This is a genomic window from Pseudomonas sp. I2 (genome assembly GCF_040984075.1).
Taxonomy (GTDB): domain Bacteria; phylum Pseudomonadota; class Gammaproteobacteria; order Pseudomonadales; family Pseudomonadaceae; genus Aquipseudomonas; species Aquipseudomonas guariconensis_B.
On the sequence record NZ_JBCGFQ010000013.1, the window covers coordinates 20,680 to 39,480 of the forward strand.

Sequence of the window (18,801 nt, forward strand, 5' to 3'; positions counted from 1 at the left end):
CTCCTCAGGCCACGCCTAATTACTCGAACCAGTGGGCTCGGGCGGCCATGATCAACTTGCCGGCACGCTCTTCGTCGATGCCGTCGATGTCGAGCAGATCGTCTATAGACTGCTCGGCCAGGTCTTCGCGGTTAACCACGCCGCGCACCGCCAGTTCCGCCGCCAGGTCCTTGTCCATGCCCTCGAGGGAGAGCAGGTCTTCGGCCGGATGGGCGTCTGCCAGTTTTTCTTCGGTAGCGATGGCCTTGGTCAACAAACGGTCCTTGGCACGAGCACGCAGCTCGTTGACGATGTCCTCGTCAAAGCCATCGATGTTGAGCATTTCTTCCAACGGTACGTAGGCAATTTCTTCGAGGCTGGTGAAGCCTTCGTCGACCAGCACCTGTGCCAGCTCTTCGTCGACTTCCAGTTCCTCGATGAAATTACGCAGGATGTCACCGGTTTCTGCCTGCTGCTTGGCCTGGATGTCCTTCTCGGTCATCACGTTCAGGGTCCAGGCGGTCAGCTGGCTGGCCAGGCGAACGTTCTGACCGCCACGGCCGATGGCCTGGGCCAGGTTGTCCTCGGCCACGGCGATGTCCATCGCATGGGCGTCCTCGTCAACGATGATCGCCGCGACCTCGGCGGGCGACATGGCGTTGATGACGAACTGCGCCGGGTTTTCGTCCCACAGGACGATATCCACGCGCTCACCGCCCAGCTCGCCGGAAACGGCCTGGACGCGCGAACCGCGCATGCCGATGCAGGCGCCTTGCGGGTCGATACGCTTGTCCTTGGAGCGGACGGCGATCTTGGCGCGCGATCCCGGATCACGGGAGGCGGCCATCACCTCGATCAGGCCCTCGGCGATTTCCGGCACTTCGATGCGGAACAGTTCGATCAGCATCTGCGGCGCGGTACGCGACAGGATCAGCTGCGGGCCACGGTTCTCGGTACGGATCTCCTTGAGCAGCGCGCGCAGGCGCACGCCGACCCGGAAGGTCTCGCGTGGAATGATGTCTTCGCGGGCCAGCAAGGCCTCGGCGTTGTTGCCCAGGTCGACGATGACGTTGTCGCGGGTGACCTTCTTCACGGTGCCGGAGATGATCTCGCCGACCCGCTCACGGTACGCGTCGACCACCTGGGCGCGCTCGGCCTCGCGGACCTTCTGCACGATCACCTGCTTGGCGGTCTGGGCGGCGATACGACCGAACTCGATCGACTCGATCTTCTCCTCGATCACGTCGCCGACCTTGGCGTCGGGGTGGGTTTCGTGGATCTTGCTCGGCCAGGTCTCGATCGCCGGGTCCTGGAGCGCGTCCTCGTCGACCACGGTCCAGCGACGGAAGGTCTCGTAGCTACCCGTGTGGCGGTTGATTTCCACACGCAGGTCGACTTCATCCTCAAAACGTTTCTTGGTTGCAGTGGCCAGAGCCACTTCCAGCGCTTCGAAAATGACGCCGGGTGGTACACCCTTTTCGTTGGATACCGATTCAACAACCAGCAGTACTTCTTTGCTCATCGTACGCCTCGCCTTGCGCAAGCCATTGGGCCCGGATAGTCCGCCGGGCCCGGCACGTCTCAGTCAAAACTGGGAATAATATTGGCCTTGTCGATCGAGTCGATCGGCAACAGGAACTCATGTGTGTCCACCTGGACCACCACGTCCTGGTCCTCCACGCCGCGGAGAAGGCCCTGGAAGTTACGACGACCTTCGAAGGGCGTACGCAGCTTGATCTTCACTTGTTCGCCGGCATGCTTGGCAAACTGTTCAAGGGTGAACAGCGGGCGATCCATGCCTGGAGAGGACACCTCGAGGGTATATTCGGTACTGATCGGGTCTTCCACGTCGAGAACGCCACTGGCCTGACGGCTGACCACTTCGCAGTCGTCCACCAGGACACCGCCTTCCTTGTCGATGTAGATACGCAGGACCGAATGCTTGCCCTGGGAGATGAACTCGATCCCCCAGCATTCGTAGCCAAGACCCTCGACAACCGGGGCCAACAAGGCCTGCAACTGTTCTAGCTTGCTCGACACCTGAACCCCCTCGTGCATGCTGTGCAAATAAAAAATGGGCAAAGCGCCCATCCCTGAAAACGCCGTTGGACAACGACGCGAAGAACTGTCCAGCTAGCAAAAAGCCCCTGAAAAGGGGCTCCGCTATGGCTGGTTGCGGGGGCTGGATTTGAACCAACGACCTTCGGGTTATGAGCCCGACGAGCTACCAAGCTGCTCCACCCCGCGTCAAAGCTGGGGCGAAAGTATAAGACCGAACCCTCTACAGGGTCAATCCGACCTCCACCTGCAAGAAAGCCCGCTAAAGCGGGCTCTCATGCTTCAATTGGTACCGAGAAGGGGACTCGAACCCCTACACCCTATGGGCACAACCACCTCAAGGTTGCGTGTCTACCAATTCCACCACCTCGGCAATACTACTACTTGAAACCCGTTACTTCTGCTCTTCGGTTGGAGGAGGTACATCACCAGTGTTGGTGGTTTCGCTCTTCTGCTCCTGGAGCACCGGTACATCATCATTTACTGCCGGCTTCTGCTCTTTGACTTCCAGTACTGCTGGATCTGGCAGACCTGCTTGAGTCAGCTGATGAGCTTTCTCTTTAGCGAAGTATCCTAACCCAAGAGCAGTCAAAAAGAAAGTGGCAGCAAGTATAGCAGTAACTTTACTCAAAAAGGTAGCGGAACCTTGGCTTCCAAACACAGTATTTGAAGCACCTGCGCCGAAAGATGCACCTGCTTCCGCACCTTTACCCTGTTGCAGCAATACCAGCACGACCACTGCCAGTGCAGCCAACAGATGAAAAACAACTACGACTGTTTCCAGCATTTGTTCAGTTTCCTGCGGCGCGACAAATTGCACCGAATTCGTCTGCGTTCAGGGACGCTCCACCAATGAGCCCCCCATCGATATCCGGCATGCCGAACAGTTCGGCCGCATTGGCCGCCTTCACGCTGCCGCCGTACAGAAGCTGCACTTTCGCGGCAACTTCGGCGTCCTGCGCCGCCAGCTGGGCTCGGATGGCGGCATGCACATCCTGGGCTTGCTGGGGCGAGGCCGTCAGACCCGTACCGATGGCCCAAACGGGCTCATAGGCGATTACCGCATCGGCAAAAGCCGTAACACCGAACGCATCGATGATACTGCTCAGTTGACGCCCCACGACTTCGAGCGTCTTACCGGCCTCGCGCTCCTCGAGGGTTTCCCCTACACAGAGCACGGGCTTCAAACCACTTGCCTGGGCGGCTGCAAACTTGCGGTTGAGCACGTCGTCGTTCTCGCCAACGATCTGGCGACGCTCCGAATGCCCGACCAATACCAGCCTGCAACCCGCTTCAGCCAGCTGACTCGGGGCGATTTCGCCGGTCAGCGCGCCCTGTTCGGGCTGTACCGCAGAATTCTGGGCTCCAACGGTGATCCCCTTGCCTTCCAGGCCATCAATCACCTGATTGATGAACAGGGCCGGCGGAAACACCGCGACCTCCACACCGCTCGGCAGGGCCAGATTGCTCAAGCCCCGGATAAGCTCAGCGACGCTGGCGCGGGTACCGTGCATCTTCCAGTTACCAGCTACCATGGGGCGACGCATGCTTTACCTCGTCGGTCAAAGTGGGCGCAGATCTTACCCAACCCGAACTGCGCTGGCAAGCGTCTTTCAGGCACAAACTTCGGCGACCAGCTTGGCCAGGGCTTCGGCATGGCCGCGGACCTGGTTTTCGTCGTCGCCTTCGACCATCACACGCACCAGCGGCTCGGTGCCGGACTTGCGCAGCAGGACCCGGCCACGCCCCGCCATGGCCTCGGTGACCTTGGCACTGGCCTCCTTCACCTCGGGGCTTTCCAGCGGATCGACCTTGCTGGCACCGAAGCGCACGTTGATCAGCACCTGCGGGCACTTGCGGATGGCTTGGCGCGCCTGGGCCAGGTTCTCGCCACGGCGCTTGAGCGCCATGAGCACTTGCAGGGCCGCGATGATGGCGTCGCCGGTCGTGGTGTGGTTGCAGCACACCAGGTGCCCGGAGTTCTCGCCACCGAGCTGCCAGTCGCGCTCGAGCAGCTCGGCCATGACATAGCGGTCGCCGACCTTGGCCCGGGCGAACGGGATGCCCAGCTCCTTGAGCGCCAGCTCCAGGCCCAGGTTGCTCATCAGGGTGCCCACCACCCCGCCCTGCAGCTTGCCGCGCTCCTGCAAGTCGCGGGCGATGATGAACAGCAGTTCGTCACCGTCGACGATGGCACCGGTGTGATCGACCATCAGCACCCGGTCGCCATCGCCGTCGAAGGCGATCCCCAGGTCGGCATGCCCCACCAACACGGCGGCCTGCAACGACTCGATATGGGTGGAGCCGCATTTTTCGTTGATGTTCAGGCCATCGGGCTCGGCATGCAGCACGGTGACGTCGGCGCCCAGCTCGCGGAACACGCTCGGGGCCACCTTGTAGGTCGCACCGTGGGCGCAATCGATCACCAGCTTGAGCCCTTCGAAGCTGGTGCTGGTCGGCACGCTGCTCTTGCAGAACTCGATGTAGCGGCCAGCCGCGTCGTTGATGCGCGAAACCTTGCCCAGCTTGCCCGATTCCACCACGTTCATCGGCTGGTCGAGCAACTCCTCGATCATCAGCTCCACCTCATCCGGCAGCTTGGTGCCCTGCCCGGAGAAGAACTTGATGCCATTGTCGTCGTGCGGGTTGTGCGACGCACTGATGACGATGCCCGCCTCGGCGTGGAAGGTACGCGTCAGGTAGGCGATGGCCGGGGTCGGCATCGGCCCGAGCAGCAGTACGTCGGCGCCGGCCGCGGAAAGCCCGGCCTCGAGCGCGGACTCGAACATGTAGCCAGAGATCCGCGTGTCCTTGCCCACCAGCACGCGGCAGTTGCCCTGCTTGCGGAACGCCATGCCGGCGGCCCAGCCAAGCTTCAGCATGAAGTCGGGGGTGATGGGGTATTCGCCGACGCGGCCACGGATACCGTCGGTACCAAAGTATTTTCTGCTCATAGGGACTCCAATGTTCTTATTCGGCGTTCTGCACCGCGGCGATCATGCGCACCACGTCGACGGTCTCGGCCACATCGTGCACACGCAGGATGCTGGCACCCTTGGTCATGGCCAATGCCGCCAGCGCCAGGCTGCCATAGAGGCGTTCGCCGACCGGGCGATCGAGCGTCAGGCCGATCATGCTCTTGCGCGAGACACCCACCAGCAGGGGGCGACCCAGGCGGTAGAGCGCTTCCATGTGCTTGAACAGGCTCAGGTTGTGATCGAGCGTCTTGGCGAAACCGAACCCCGGGTCGAGGATGATCTTCCCGGCGTCGATGCCAGCCGCCGCGCACACGGCCATACGCTCTTCAAGATAGCGCGTCACGTCGGCGGTCACGTCGTCGTAATGCGGATTGTCCTGCATGGTGCCCGGCTCGCCACGCATGTGCATCAGGCACACCGGCAGGCCGGTATCGGCGGCGGCGTCGAGCGCACCATCGCGCTCCAGGGCTCGCACGTCGTTGATCAGGCCAGCCCCCAGCCGCGCCGACTCGCGCATGACCGCGGGCGTGGAGGTATCGACCGAGATGATCACGTCGAGCCGGCTGGCGATCGCCTCGACGATGGGCGCCACACGCTCCAGCTCTTCGGTGGGAGACACCGCCCGGGCGCCCGGACGGGTGGACTCGCCGCCGACGTCGATCAGCGTCGCGCCGGCCGCCACCATCGCCTCGGCGTGGCGCAGGGCCTCGTCGCGCTGGCTGAAGCGCCCGCCATCGGAGAAGGAATCGGGGGTGATGTTGAGGATACCCATGACATGGGTACGGGACAAATCAAGAACCCGGTTGCCGCAAGGCAACCGGGTCGGGTACTGCTGTGAGGTCATAGATGCCCTTAGTGTTGAGCCGCTGGACCGCCGATCGGCGACTCCGGACGATCGCCCTGGGAGGCCTGGTTGCCGGAGGTGCCGGCATCGTTGTCCCAGTCGCGTGGCTCGCGTGGCGTGCGGCCGGCCATGATGTCGTCGATCTGGTCGGCATCGATGGTTTCGTACTTCATCAAGGCCTCGGCCATGGCGTCCAGCTTGTCGCGGTTCTCGGTGAGGATCTGCTTGGCCGTGGCATAGCAGTGATCGATGATGCTGCGCACCTCGGAGTCGATCAGCTTGGCGGTCTCGCCCGATACGCTGGCATGCTGGCTCGCCGCGCTGCGACCGAGGAACACCTCGCCCTCCTCTTCGGCGTACATCAGCGGGCCGAGTTTCTCGGACAGGCCCCACTTGGTCACCATGTTCCGCGCGATCTGGCTGGCGCGCATGATGTCGTTGGAGGCGCCGGTGGTGACACCGTCGAAGCCCAGGGTCATCTCCTCGGCGATACGGCCGCCGTACAGCGAGCAGATCTGGCTGATCAGCGCACGCTTGGACAGGCTGTAGCGGTCTTCCTCGGGCAGGAACATGGTCACGCCCAGCGCCCGGCCACGCGGGATGATCGACACCTTGTAGACCGGATCATGCTCGGGGACGATACGGCCGACGATGGCATGGCCAGCCTCGTGATAGGCGGTGTTCTGCTTTTCTTTCTCGGACATGACCATGGTCTTGCGCTCGGCGCCCATCATGATCTTGTCCTTGGCCAGCTCGAACTCCTTCATTTCCACCAGGCGCTTGCTGGAACGGGCAGCGAACAGCGAGGCCTCGTTGACCAGGTTGGCCAGGTCGGCACCGGAGAAGCCGGGGGTACCACGGGCGATGACCGCCGGGTTGACGTTCTCGCCAACCGGGACCTTGCGCATGTGCACCTTGAGGATCTGCTCGCGACCACGGATGTCCGGCAGGCCGACCACCACCTGGCGGTCGAAACGGCCCGGACGCAGCAGCGCCGGGTCGAGCACGTCGGGACGGTTGGTGGCAGCGATGACGATGATACCGTCGTTCATCTCGAAGCCGTCCATCTCCACCAGCAACTGGTTGAGGGTCTGCTCGCGCTCGTCGTGACCACCGCCCATGCCGGCGCCACGATGGCGACCGACGGCGTCGATCTCGTCGATGAAGATGATGCACGGGGCGTGTTTCTTCGCCTGCTCGAACATGTCGCGGACACGGCTGGCGCCCACACCGACGAACATCTCGACGAAGTCCGAACCGGAGATGGTGAAGAACGGCACCTTGGCCTCGCCAGCGATGGCCTTGGCCAGGAGGGTCTTACCGGTACCGGGTGGGCCGACCATCAGCACGCCCCGGGGGATACGGCCACCCAGGCGCTGGAACTTGCCCGGATCACGCAGGAACTCGACCAGCTCGCCCACTTCTTCCTTGGCCTCGTCGCAGCCCGCGACGTCGGCCAGGGTGGTCTTGACCTGGTCTTCGGAAAGCAGGCGCGCCTTGCTCTTGCCGAAGCTCATCGGGCCGCCCTTGCCGCCCGCACCGCCCTGCATCTGGCGCATGAAGAACATGAACACGGCGATGATCACCAGGATCGGGAAGCTGGCCACCAGCAACTGTGTCCAGATGCTCTGCTGCTCGGGCTGCTTGCCTTCGATCACCACGTGGTTGTCGACCAGGTCGCCGATCAGGCCGTTGTCGGTGATGGCCGGACGAACGGTCTTGAAGTTGTCGCCATCGGTGCGCTTGCCGGTGATGACGTAGCCGTCGACGGTCACACGCTCGACCTTACCGTCCTTGACCTGCTGGATGAAGTCGGAATAGTTGAGGGTCTGTGGCTCGTTAGGGCTGGAGAAGTTGTTCATCACCGTCACGAGGACAGCCGCGATGATCAACCACAGGATCAGATTCTTTGCCATGTCGTTCAATTAGCTACCCTCTGAGGCCGGCGCACGACGCTGCCGTGCCTCGCATGATATTCACCGCCCTAACTTACTACATTACCTACGCATCCGCAGGCGCCGTCTGTAACCCTTTATGAAAGCTAGACTACACGAAGTTCGGACGATCCTGACGGAACCGCCGATTGGAAATAACTATCGACCACCCCGCAACACGCCGCTCACCCGCCTTTGAAGCCCCGGCCCAGCAGGTACTGTTCGCGGGAACGATCGCGGGAAGACGACGGCTTGCGCATCTGCACCTTGTCGAACTTGCCGCGTACATCCTTGAGGTACTGGTCGAAACCTTCACCCTGGAAGATCTTGATCAGGAAGTCCCCTCCCGGGCGCAGCACGCGGGTGGCCAGGTCCAGGGCCAGTTCGCAGAGGAACATGGCCCGCGGCATGTCCACGGCGGGCGTACCACTCATATTGGGGGCCATGTCGGAAATCACAAGGTCTACGTGCGAATCGCCGACCGCCGCGAGGATGCGCTCGAGCACCTCGTCCTGGGTGAAATCGCCCTGAATGAAAGTCACGTCGGGGATCGCATCCATTTCCAGGATGTCCGAGGCGATCAGCCGACCCTGGCCGCCGATCAGACGACTGGTCACCTGCGACCAGCCCCCGGGCGCCGCGCCCAGGTCGATCACGCTCATGCCCGGGCGGATCAGCTTGTCCTTCTCCTGGATCTCCAGCAGTTTGTAGCTCGCACGCGAGCGGTAGCCATCCTTCTGCGCCTGTTTGACGAAAGGATCGTTGAAATGCTCTCTCAGCCAGTTATGGCTGCTCTTGGAACGCTGCGCCACGGGGCACCTCGATGATAAGCGTCGTGATTGACTGGGCGGAGCCACGGGCCCTCGGGTAAAATGGCCGCCAATTTTACAGAATCAGACGAAAAGGGTCAGATTATGCCGCTCAATAACGAGCAGAAGAAACAGTACAAGTCCATTGGCCATGACTTGAAACCGGTGTTGATGGTCGCCGGCAACGGCCTGAGCGAAGGCGTCCTGGCCGAACTGGAACGCGCCCTGGCCGATCATGAACTGATCAAGGTCCAGGTCAAGCTGGAAGACCGCGAGGAACGCCGGGCGGTCATCGACGAGCTGTGCAAGGCCGGCCGCGCGGAGCTGGTGCAGACCATCGGCAAGATGGCGCTGATCTACCGCAGGAACCCGCAGCCGAACAAGCAGCTGTCCAACATCCACCGCTACAAGTGACGGTGGCTCCGGTCAGCGGCGCGGCTGGCGCGCCCTGACCGGGACCGGCTGGGCGACCAGCACGATGCCGGAAAAGCCCAGCACCAGGAAACAGAACATCTGCCAGCGCTCGCCCACGGATATCCCGTAGCGCAACGTGTAGTAGCTGACGCAGGCACCGAAGCCCAGCAGCAGCATCTGGCCACGGAACTGCCGCCACCAGGCCGCCAGGCCATCCACCCTCGCCAGCACCGCCAGCTGGGTCATCAAGCCGAGCAAAGCCACGCCGATCAACCAACGGTCGATCTGCGCGGCCACGTCCTGCACCAGCAGGGGCGCCAGGCCACTGACCTTGAGCGCAGGCACCAGCCCCACATGGAACACCCACAGGCCACCGACCCAGAAGACCTGGGCCAGTTGCCAGAGGATCCCTTCAAGGGATGGCGCCCGCTGGTGCCGGTCAGAGGTGCTTGACTTCGACAATCTCGTACTCGACCGTGCCGCTTGGCGTCTTGACGACGACGATGTCACCTTCTTCCTTGCCGATGATGGCGCGGGCGATCGGCGCACTGTGCGAGAGCTTGCCTTTCTTGATGTCTGCCTCGTCCTCGCCGACGATCTGGTAGCTCACCTGCTCGTCGGTTTCGGTGTTGGCCAGGTCGACGGTGGTGCCGAAGATCACCTTGCCAGAGTGAGGAATGGTGGTGACATCGATCACCACCGAGTTCTGCAGGCGACCTTCGATATCACGGATACGGGCCTCGACCATGCCCTGCTCCTCGCGGGCGGCATGGTATTCGGCGTTCTCCTTGAGATCGCCCAGCTCACGGGCCTCGCCGATCGCCTGGCTCAGGCGCGGACGCTCGGTCTTGCTCAGGAAGGTCAGTTCCTCTTCCAGGGCGCGAGCGCCCTGGACGGTCATCGGGTATTTGGTAATGCTCATGCTTTCAATCCTGCATGCAGATCCTGCAAGCGACGGACGGTCTTCTCGGGACCGAACTTGAGCGCTTCGCAGATGGCCTCACCTGCCGCAATGGTGGTCGTGCAGTAGATCTTGTGCTGCAGCGCATTGCGACGAATCGAATAAGAGTCGGCGATCGACTGACGGCCCTCGGTGGTGTTGATGATCAGCGAGACTTCGTCGTTCTTGATCATGTCGACCACATGCGGGCGACCTTCGGTCACCTTGTTCACACGGCGCACCTTCAGGCCAGCCGCCTCGATGACCTTGGCGGTGCCCGCGGTTGCGACCACTTCGAAGCCCAGGGCGATCAGGTCGCGGGCGACACCCGCCACCTGCGGCTTGTCGTCGTCGCGCACGCTGATGAAGGCGGTACCGCCGCTTGGCAGCACTTCGCTGGCGCCCATCTGGGCCTTGGCGAAGGCTTCGCCGAAGCTGTCGCCGACACCCATGACTTCACCGGTGGATTTCATCTCAGGGCCGAGGATCGGGTCAACACCTGGGAACTTGGCGAACGGGAAGACCGCTTCCTTGACGCTGTAGAAGTTCGGGATGATTTCCTGGGTGAAGCCCAGCTCTTTCAGCGATTTGCCAGCCATGACACGGGCCGCGATCATCGCCAGGGAAGTGCCGATGCACTTGGAGACGAATGGCACGGTACGCGAGGCGCGCGGGTTGACTTCGATCACGTAGATCTTGTCGCCCTGCAGGGCCAGCTGCACGTTCATCAGGCCGACCACGCCCAGTTCCAGGGCCATCTTGCGCACCTGCTCGCGGACTTCGTCCTGCACGTGGGCCGGCAGCGAGTACGGCGGCAGCGAGCACGCCGAGTCACCGGAGTGAACACCGGCCTGCTCGATGTGCTGCATGATCGCGCCGATCACCACGTCGGTGCCGTCGCAGACCGCGTCCACGTCCATCTCGATGGCGCAGTTGAGGAAGTGGTCGAGCAGGACCGGGCTGTCGTTGGACACCTGGACCGCTTCGCGCAGGTAGCGCTTGAGCTCTTCGGGCTCGTAGACGATTTCCATGGCACGGCCGCCCAGGACGTAGGACGGACGCACGACCAGCGGGTAACCGATCTCGGCAGCGGCGCGAATCGCCTCGTCTTCGCTGCGCACGGTGGCGTTCGGCGGCTGGCGCAGGTTCAGGCGCTGGACCATCTGCTGGAAGCGCTCGCGGTCTTCGGCGCGGTCGATGGCGTCCGGGCTGGTGCCAATGATCGGCACACCGGCCTCTTCCAGGGCACGGGCCAGTTTCAGCGGGGTCTGGCCGCCGTAGTGGACGATCACACCCTTGGGCTTCTCGACACGGCAGATCTCCAGGACGTCTTCCAGGGTCAGCGGTTCGAAGTACAGGCGATCGGAGGTGTCGTAGTCGGTGGAGACGGTTTCCGGGTTGCAGTTGACCATGATGGTCTCGTAGCCGTCTTCACGCAGCGCCAGGGCCGCGTGCACGCAGCAGTAGTCGAACTCGATACCCTGGCCGATGCGGTTCGGGCCACCGCCGAGGATCATGATCTTGTCGCGGGTCGAGGGGTTGGCCTCGCACTCTTCCTCGTAGGTGGAGTACAGGTAGGCGGTGTCGGTGGCGAACTCGGCGGCGCAGGTGTCGACGCGCTTGTAGACCGGGAAGACTTCCAGCTTGTGGCGATGGCGGCGCAGGGTCTTGTCAGTGACGCCCAGCAGCTTGGCCAGGCGCTGGTCGGAGAAGCCCTTGCGCTTGAGGCGGCGCATCAGCGCAGCGTCGACGTTGGCCAGGCCCAGGGTCTTGACCTTCTCTTCTTCCTTGATCAGGTCCTCGATCTGCACCAGGAACCAGTGGTCGATCTTGGTCAGGGCGAAGATCTCGTCGCGGCTCATGCCGGCACGGAAGGCATCGGCGACGTACCAGATGCGCTCGGCGCCCGGCACGGTCAGTTCGCGCTTGAGGATGTTGGTCAGGTCCGGGTTGCCCAGCTCGACCTTCGGATCCAGGCCGCAGGCGCCGACTTCCAGGCCACGCAGGGCCTTGTGCATCGACTCCTGGAAGGTACGGCCGATGGCCATGACTTCACCCACGGACTTCATCTGGGTGGTCAGGCGGGCGTCGGCTTTCGGGAATTTCTCGAAGGCGAAGCGCGGCAGCTTGGTGACGACGTAGTCGATCGAGGGCTCGAACGACGCCGGGGTGCGACCGCCGGTGATGTCGTTCTGCAGCTCGTCCAGGGTGTAGCCGACTGCCAGCTTGGCGGCGATCTTGGCGATCGGGAAGCCGGTGGCCTTGGAAGCCAGGGCCGAGGAACGCGACACGCGCGGGTTCATCTCGATCACGACCATGCGGCCGGTGTTCGGGCAGATGCCGAACTGGACGTTGGAACCGCCGGTTTCCACGCCGATCTCACGCAGCACCGCCAGGGAGGCGTTGCGCATGATCTGGTATTCCTTGTCGGTCAGGGTCTGCGCCGGGGCGACGGTGATCGAGTCGCCGGTGTGCACGCCCATCGGGTCGAAGTTCTCGATGGAGCAGACGATGATGCAGTTGTCCTTCTTGTCGCGGACAACCTCCATCTCGTATTCCTTCCAGCCGATCAGCGATTCGTCGATCAGCAGCTCCTTGGTCGGCGACAGGTCCAGGCCGCGGGCGCAGATCTCTTCGAACTCTTCACGGTTGTAGGCGATACCGCCACCGGTGCCGCCCATGGTGAAGGACGGACGGATGATGCACGGGAAGCCCAGGCGCTCGAGCACCGCGTTGGCTTCTTCCATGCTGTGGGCGATACCGGAGCGCGGGCACTCCAGGCCGATGGCCTTCATCGCCTGGTCGAAGCGCGAACGGTCCTCGGCCTTGTCGATGGTGTCGGCGTTGGCGCCGATCATTTCCACGCCGAACTTCTCCAGCACGCCGTGGCGCTCGAGGTCCAGGGCGCAGTTCAGTGCGGTCTGGCCGCCCATGGTCGGCAGCAGCGCGTCAGGGCGCTCCTTCTCGATGATCTTGGCCACCGACTGCCACTTGATCGGCTCGATGTAGGTGGCATCGGCCATGGCCGGGTCGGTCATGATGGTGGCCGGGTTGGAGTTCACCAGGATGACGCGGAAACCTTCCTCGCGCAGGGCCTTGCACGCCTGGGCGCCGGAGTAGTCGAATTCGCAGGCCTGGCCGATCACGATCGGGCCAGCGCCGAGAATCAGGATGCTTTTGATGTCTGTACGTTTTGGCATGGGTTGTCACTCAAATCCGCGGGTCAGTCGGCAAGCCGTCTTGAACAATCTGGGTCAGGCGCTTCCGGACGCGGCGCAGGCCGGTCCGGGGCCTCGATGCAGGATGCTCAGCGGCGCTTGGCCATGGCATCGATGAAACGATCGAACAGTGGCGCGACGTCGGTCGGGCCTGGGCTCGCTTCAGGGTGGCCCTGGAAGCTGAACGCGCTCTTGTCGGTGCGCTCGATGCCCTGCAGGGTACCGTCGAACAGCGACTTGTGGATGGCGCGGACATTGCCCGGCAGGGTGGCCTCGTCGACGGCGAAGCCGTGGTTCTGGCTGGTGATCATGACCACGCCGCTGTCCAGGTCCTGGACCGGGTGGTTGGCACCGTGGTGGCCGTGGCCCATCTTCATGGTCTTGGCGCCGGAGGCCAGGGCCAGCAGTTGGTGGCCGAGGCAGATGCCGAAGACCGGGATATCGGTCTCGAGGATGTCCTTGATCGCCTGGATCGCGTAGTCGCACGGCTCGGGGTCGCCAGGGCCGTTGGAGAGGAACACGCCATCGGGGTTGAGCGCCAGGACTTCGCTGGCTGGCGTCTGTGCCGGGACCACGGTCAGGCGGCAGCCGCGGGCGACCAGCATGCGCAGGATGTTCAGCTTGACGCCGTAGTCGTAGGCGACCACGTGGTACGGCAGCTCGGCGGCGTCCAGGGTCGGATGGCTGTCGGTAGCCAGGTTCCACACGCTGGAACGCCACTCGTAGCGCTCCTTGGTGCTGACTTCCTTGGCCAGGTCCATGCCCTTGAGGCCTGGGAAGGCACGGGCGGCGGCGATGGCGGCTTCTTCGCCGATGTCGTCACCGGCCAGGATGCAGCCGTTCTGCGCGCCCTTCTCACGCAGGATGCGGGTCAGGCGGCGGGTGTCGATGCCGGCGATCGCCACGACATTGTTGGCCTTGAGGTACTCAGGCAGCGACTGGGTGTTGCGCCAGTTGCTGGCCAGCAGCGGCAGGTCGCGGATGACCAGGCCGGCAGACCAGACACGGTTGGACTCGGCGTCTTCGGCGGTGGTGCCGGTGTTGCCGATGTGCGGGTAAGTCAGGGTAACGATTTGCTGGGCGTAGGAAGGGTCTGTGAGGATTTCCTGGTAGCCGGTCATTGCGGTGTTGAACACCACCTCACCAACGGTCTGACCGTCGGCTCCGATGGCTTCACCGCGAAAAATGCTGCCATCGGCAAGGGCGAGTATGGCTGGCTTAGTCAAGAAGACCTCCCGTAAATCAAGCCTGAAAGGGCGATCGCAGGTTGCAAAAAAGCGGAATGACGTATGGACACGTCACCCCGCTTCTATGCTGAATTTGTCTGCGCGCTTTTAGTGGACACACTAAAGCTGTAGCTTACAGGAAATGGCGTTTTCGGTCTACCGCACATGTGCCTCTAAAACACAGGATTGCGACAGGGGATCCGCAGGTGCCATTTGGGGCTGCACAGCAGCCCAAATGGCACCTACATCGACCAGATCAACGCAGCTCCAGCACATCCTGCATGTCGTACAGCCCCGGCTCGCGTCCTTCCAGCCACAACGCGGCACGCACCGCGCCCTTGGCGAAGGTCATGCGGCTGGAGGCCTTGTGGGTGATCTCCACGCGCTCGCCCTCGGCGGCGAACAGCACGGTGTGATCGCCCACCACGTCGCCAGCACGCACGGTGGCGAAACCGATGGTCTGCCGGTCGCGGGCACCGGTCTGGCCCTCACGACCATAGACGGCCACTTCGCGCAGGTCGCGCCCCAGCGCCTGGGCCACGACCTCGCCCATGCGCAGCGCGGTGCCCGACGGCGCATCGACCTTGTGCCGGTGGTGCGCCTCGATGATCTCGATGTCCACCTCGTCGCCCAGCACCCGCGCCGCGGTATCCAGCAGCTTCAGGCACAGGTTGACGCCAACGCTGAAGTTGGCGGCGAAGACGATCGGGATTTCCTTGCCCGCCTCGACCAACTGCTCCTTCTCCTCCGGAGTGAAACCAGTGGTGCCGATGACCATGGCCTTGCCCGCCTTGCGGCAGAACGCCAGGTTCTTCAGGGTCACCGAAGGATGGGTGAAATCGATCAGCACGTCGAACTCGTCCGCCACCTTCGCCAGGTCGTCGCAGATCGGCACGCCGATCCGCCCCAGCGCCGCCAGTTCGCCGGCGTCGGCACCGACCAGGGTGCTGTCGGGACGGTCGATCGCCGCCGTCAGGCCCGCCTGGGGCGCCTGTTGCTGCACAGCCTCGACGAGGGTCTTGCCCATGCGCCCTGCCGCGCCCATTACCGCAATACGTCGCATAGCCTGTTCCTTGTCAGAGATCGCCGAAGAAGCGCTTCACGCCTTCGAACCAACCGTTGGCCTTGGGCGAATGGGAGCTGTCGCCCTGCAGCGAGTCACGCAGCTCCTCGAGCAGTTCGCGCTGGCGACGACTGAGGTTGACCGGGGTTTCCACGGCCACGCGGCACAGCAGGTCGCCAGCCGCACCACCGCGCACCGGCGCCACGCCCTTGCCGCGCAGGCGGAACTGCTTGCCGGTCTGGGTGCCTTCCGGGATCTTCAGCTTGACCCGACCATCGAGGGTCGGCACTTCCAGCTCGCCACCCAGGGCAGCGTCGGTATAGCTGATCGGCACTTCGCAGTACAGGTGCTTGCCGTCGCGCTGGAAGATCGGGTGCTCGCGCACATTGATGACCACGTACAGGTCGCCGGTCGGGCCGCCGTGGGTACCCGCCTCGCCCTCGCCGGACAGGCGGATGCGGTCACCGGTATCGACACCGGCCGGCACCTTGACCGACAGGGTCTTGTATTCCTCGACCCGGCCTTCGCCATGGCAGGCGCTGCAAGGGTCGGTGATGATCTTGCCTTGACCATGGCAGCGCGGGCAGGTCTGCTGCACCGAGAAGAAGCCCTGCTGCATGCGCACCTGGCCGATGCCGCCGCAGGTCGGGCAAGTGGCCGGGGTGGAGCCCTTCTTCGCGCCGGAGCCGTCGCAAGGCTTGCAGTTGACCAGCGTCGGCACACGGATGTTGACCGTGGTGCCCCGCACCGCTTCCTCGAGGTTCAGCTCGAGGGTATAGCGCAGGTCACTGCCACGCTGGGCACCACCGCGCGAACCACCACGGCCACCGCCGAAGAAGTCGCTGAAGACGTCACCGAAGATGTCGGAGAAGTTGGCACCACCGAAGCCTGCTCCACCGCCACCCATGCTCGGGTCGACGCCGGCATGGCCGTACTGGTCGTAGGCGGCACGCTTGCTCGCGTCGGACAGCACTTCGTAGGCCTCGTTGGCCTCCTTGAATTTCTCTTCCGACGCCTTGTCGCCCGGATTGCGGTCCGGGTGGTACTTCATCGCCAGGCGGCGATAGGCCTTCTTGAGATCCCCTTCGCCGGCGCCACGCTCGACACCCAGGACCTCATAATAATCACGCTTTGCCATAGGTCATTTGCACTCTTGAGGGCGTTCGGCATACCTCTGCGCCTTATGCGCCTTGCCGTCAGCACCTGCCGCCACACACGAATGCGCCCTGACAGATGCCGTAAAAATTCCCGTATTCCAGACACGCCAACGCGGGAGCAAGCCCCCGCGCGGCGACATCCTACCAGCCCAACGCCAAACGGCGCTGGGCTGGCCGACAACGTGCAGGGATTACTGCTTGTTGTCTTTCACTTCCTCGAACTCGGCGTCAACCACGTCGTCGTGCTTGGCTTCCGGTTCGGCCTGCTGGGCGTCACCCTGCGGCTGCTGGGCTTGCTGCTCGGCGTACATCTTCTGGGCAACCGGCGCGGAGACCTTGGACAGCTCCTCGACCTTGGCGTCGATGGCAGCCTTGTCGTCGCCCTTGATGGCCGCTTCCAGGGCCACCACGGCAGCTTCGATCGCGGTCTTCTCCTCGGCGGTCACCTTGTCGCCGGCGTCGGCGACCATCTTGCGAGTCGAGTGGACCAGCGCGTCACCCTGGTTGCGGGCGGCGGCCAGCTCCTCGAACTTGCGGTCTTCCTCGGCGTTGGCCTCGGCGTCACGCACCATGCGCTCGATTTCCTCGTCGGACAGGCCGGAGTTGGCCTTGATCACGATCGACTGGGTCTTGCCGGTGGCCTTGTCCTTCGCGCCGACGTGCAGGATGCCGTTGGCATCGATGTCGAAGGTCACTTCGATCTGCGGAACGCCACGCGGTGCCGGCGGAATGTCGGCCAGGTCGAACTTGCCCAGCGACTTGTTCTGCGCGGCCTGCTTACGCTCGCCCTGCAGCACGTGGATGGTCACGGCGCTCTGGTTGTCGTCGGCAGTGGAGAACACCTGCGACTTCTTGGTCGGGATGGTGGTGTTCTTCTCGATCAGCGGGGTCATCACGCCACCCATGGTCTCGATACCCAGGGTCAGCGGGCTGACGTCCAGCAGCAGCACGTCCTTCACGTCACCGGCCAGGACCGCGCCCTGGATGGCGGCACCCATGGCGACCGCTTCGTCCGGGTTGACGTCCTTGCGCGCTTCCTTGCCGAAGAAGTCGGCAACGGCTTTCTGCACCAGCGGCATACGGGTCTGGCCGCCGACCAGGATCACGTCGTGGATCTTGCTGGCGTCGATGCCGGCGTCCTTCAGGGCGATGCGGCAAGGCTCGATGGTACGGTTGACCAGGTCTTCGACCAACGACTCCAGCTTGGCGCGGGAGATCTTCACGTTCAGGTGCTTAGGACCGGTCGCGTCTGCGGTGATGTACGGCAGGTTGACATCGGTCGACTGAGCGGAAGACAGCTCGATCTTGGCCTTTTCAGCGGCTTCCTTCAGACGCTGCAGGGCCAGCGGATCGTTCTTCAGGTCCATGCCGGACTCTTTCTTGAACTCGTCGACGAGGTAGTCGATCAGGCGCATGTCGAAGTCTTCGCCACCCAGGAAGGTGTCGCCGTTGGTGGCCAGTACTTCGAACTGGTGCTCACCGTCGACTTCGGCGATTTCGATGACCGAAACGTCGAAGGTACCACCACCGAGGTCATAGACGATGACGGTGTGGTCGCCCTTGGCCTTGTCCATGCCGTAGGCCAGTGCAGCAGCGGTCGGCTCGTTGATGATGCGCTTGACGTCCAGGCCGGCGATGCGACCGGCATCCTTCGTGGCCTGGCGCTGGCTGTCGTTGAAGTAGGCTGGTACGGTGATGACCGCCTCGGTGACTGGCTCGCCGAGGTAGTCTTCGGCGGTTTTCTTCATTTTCTTCAGGACTTCGGCGCTGATCTGTGGCGGAGCCATTTCCTTGCCGTTGGCCTCGACCCAGGCGTCACCGTTGTTGGCCTTGACGATCTTGTACGGAACCAGCTTGATGTCTTTCTGCACGACATCTTCTTCGAAACGGCGGCCGATCAGGCGCTTCACGGCGAAGAGGGTGTTGTGCGGGTTGGTGACGGCCTGGCGCTTGGCCGACTGGCCGACCAGGATCTCGCCATCGTTGGCGTAGGCGACGATCGACGGCGTGGTGCGCGCGCCTTCGGCGTTCTCGATGACTTTGACGTTACCGTTTTCCAGGATGGAGACGCACGAGTTGGTGGTCCCCAGGTCGATACCGATGATTTTGCCCATGTTAACTCTCCCGAAGCTTGAATTAGGTTGCAGCGACTACATTGGCCAACTGCGGTAATACTTGAAT

Annotated in this window: 16 protein-coding genes and 2 tRNA genes; 1 reads left to right on the plus strand and 17 read right to left on the minus strand. The window is 63.2% G+C overall.

The window, feature by feature from the left end:
• Positions 1 to 19: 19 nt before the first annotated feature.
• From nusA to rlmE, 10 genes are all read right to left on the minus strand, one after another.
• Entirely contained in the window at positions 20 to 1,501 is a 1,482-nt protein-coding gene (gene nusA, locus WCE05_RS08730; RefSeq protein ID WP_225790255.1) for a transcription termination factor NusA, read from the minus strand.
• Positions 1,502 to 1,560: 59 nt separating this feature from the next.
• Entirely contained in the window at positions 1,561 to 2,019 is a 459-nt protein-coding gene (gene rimP, locus WCE05_RS08735) for a ribosome maturation factor RimP (protein ID WP_225790256.1), read from the minus strand.
• Between the two features lie 130 nt (positions 2,020 to 2,149).
• Positions 2,150 to 2,226, minus strand: a tRNA-Met gene (locus WCE05_RS08740).
• Between the two features lie 98 nt (positions 2,227 to 2,324).
• Positions 2,325 to 2,410: transfer RNA gene (locus WCE05_RS08745), tRNA-Leu, on the minus strand.
• 21 nt (positions 2,411 to 2,431) lie between these two features.
• A complete protein-coding gene (gene secG, locus WCE05_RS08750; RefSeq protein ID WP_253080735.1) occupies positions 2,432 to 2,824 on the minus strand; it encodes a preprotein translocase subunit SecG in 393 nt (130 codons plus the stop codon).
• 4 nt (positions 2,825 to 2,828) lie between these two features.
• A complete protein-coding gene (gene tpiA / locus WCE05_RS08755; protein ID WP_225790258.1) occupies positions 2,829 to 3,584 on the minus strand; it encodes a triose-phosphate isomerase in 756 nt (251 codons plus the stop codon).
• Positions 3,585 to 3,650: 66 nt separating this feature from the next.
• Positions 3,651 to 4,991 carry a phosphoglucosamine mutase gene (gene glmM, locus WCE05_RS08760; RefSeq protein ID WP_253167996.1) on the minus strand — a complete coding sequence of 447 codons (1,341 nt, stop codon included), beginning with the start codon at positions 4,989 to 4,991 and terminating at the stop codon, positions 3,651 to 3,653.
• A gap of 16 nt (positions 4,992 to 5,007) precedes the next feature.
• Positions 5,008 to 5,859 carry a dihydropteroate synthase gene (gene folP / locus WCE05_RS08765; RefSeq protein ID WP_253080732.1) on the minus strand — a complete coding sequence of 284 codons (852 nt, stop codon included), beginning with the start codon at positions 5,857 to 5,859 and terminating at the stop codon, positions 5,008 to 5,010.
• 8 nt (positions 5,860 to 5,867) lie between these two features.
• Positions 5,868 to 7,775 (minus strand): ATP-dependent zinc metalloprotease FtsH, encoded by a 1,908-nt coding sequence (ftsH, locus tag WCE05_RS08770; RefSeq protein WP_225790261.1) that lies wholly within the window; start codon positions 7,773 to 7,775, stop codon positions 5,868 to 5,870.
• Positions 7,776 to 7,978: 203 nt separating this feature from the next.
• On the minus strand, positions 7,979 to 8,605 hold the full coding sequence (rlmE, locus tag WCE05_RS08775) for a 23S rRNA (uridine(2552)-2'-O)-methyltransferase RlmE (protein WP_225790262.1): 627 nt from the start codon (positions 8,603 to 8,605) through the stop codon (positions 7,979 to 7,981).
• A gap of 102 nt (positions 8,606 to 8,707) precedes the next feature.
• Here rlmE and yhbY point away from each other — a divergent pair, with 102 nt between their 5' ends.
• The gene (gene yhbY, locus WCE05_RS08780; protein WP_225790263.1) at positions 8,708 to 9,016 is read left to right on the plus strand and encodes a ribosome assembly RNA-binding protein YhbY; all 309 of its coding nucleotides are present in this window, start codon (positions 8,708 to 8,710) and stop codon (positions 9,014 to 9,016) included.
• A gap of 12 nt (positions 9,017 to 9,028) precedes the next feature.
• Here the strand turns inward: yhbY and WCE05_RS08785 are convergent, their stop codons facing one another.
• From WCE05_RS08785 to dnaK, 7 genes are all read right to left on the minus strand, one after another.
• The gene (locus tag WCE05_RS08785; protein ID WP_225790264.1) at positions 9,029 to 9,478 is read right to left on the minus strand and encodes an MFS transporter; all 450 of its coding nucleotides are present in this window, start codon (positions 9,476 to 9,478) and stop codon (positions 9,029 to 9,031) included.
• Positions 9,456 to 9,932 (minus strand): transcription elongation factor GreA, encoded by a 477-nt coding sequence (greA, locus tag WCE05_RS08790; protein ID WP_225790295.1) that lies wholly within the window; start codon positions 9,930 to 9,932, stop codon positions 9,456 to 9,458. Before greA ends, WCE05_RS08785 begins: the two co-directional genes overlap by 23 nt.
• Positions 9,933 to 9,934: 2 nt before the next feature.
• The gene (carB, locus tag WCE05_RS08795; RefSeq protein WP_225790265.1) at positions 9,935 to 13,156 is read right to left on the minus strand and encodes a carbamoyl-phosphate synthase large subunit; all 3,222 of its coding nucleotides are present in this window, start codon (positions 13,154 to 13,156) and stop codon (positions 9,935 to 9,937) included.
• Positions 13,157 to 13,263: 107 nt separating this feature from the next.
• Entirely contained in the window at positions 13,264 to 14,400 is a 1,137-nt protein-coding gene (carA, locus tag WCE05_RS08800) for a glutamine-hydrolyzing carbamoyl-phosphate synthase small subunit (protein WP_368815758.1), read from the minus strand.
• Positions 14,401 to 14,656: 256 nt separating this feature from the next.
• A complete protein-coding gene (dapB, locus tag WCE05_RS08805) occupies positions 14,657 to 15,463 on the minus strand; it encodes a 4-hydroxy-tetrahydrodipicolinate reductase (protein ID WP_225790267.1) in 807 nt (268 codons plus the stop codon).
• A 13-nt stretch (positions 15,464 to 15,476) separates the two neighbouring features.
• The gene (gene dnaJ, locus WCE05_RS08810; protein WP_225790268.1) at positions 15,477 to 16,601 is read right to left on the minus strand and encodes a molecular chaperone DnaJ; all 1,125 of its coding nucleotides are present in this window, start codon (positions 16,599 to 16,601) and stop codon (positions 15,477 to 15,479) included.
• 210 nt (positions 16,602 to 16,811) lie between these two features.
• Positions 16,812 to 18,734 carry a molecular chaperone DnaK gene (dnaK, locus tag WCE05_RS08815; RefSeq protein WP_225790269.1) on the minus strand — a complete coding sequence of 641 codons (1,923 nt, stop codon included), beginning with the start codon at positions 18,732 to 18,734 and terminating at the stop codon, positions 16,812 to 16,814.
• Positions 18,735 to 18,801: the final 67 nt, after the last annotated feature.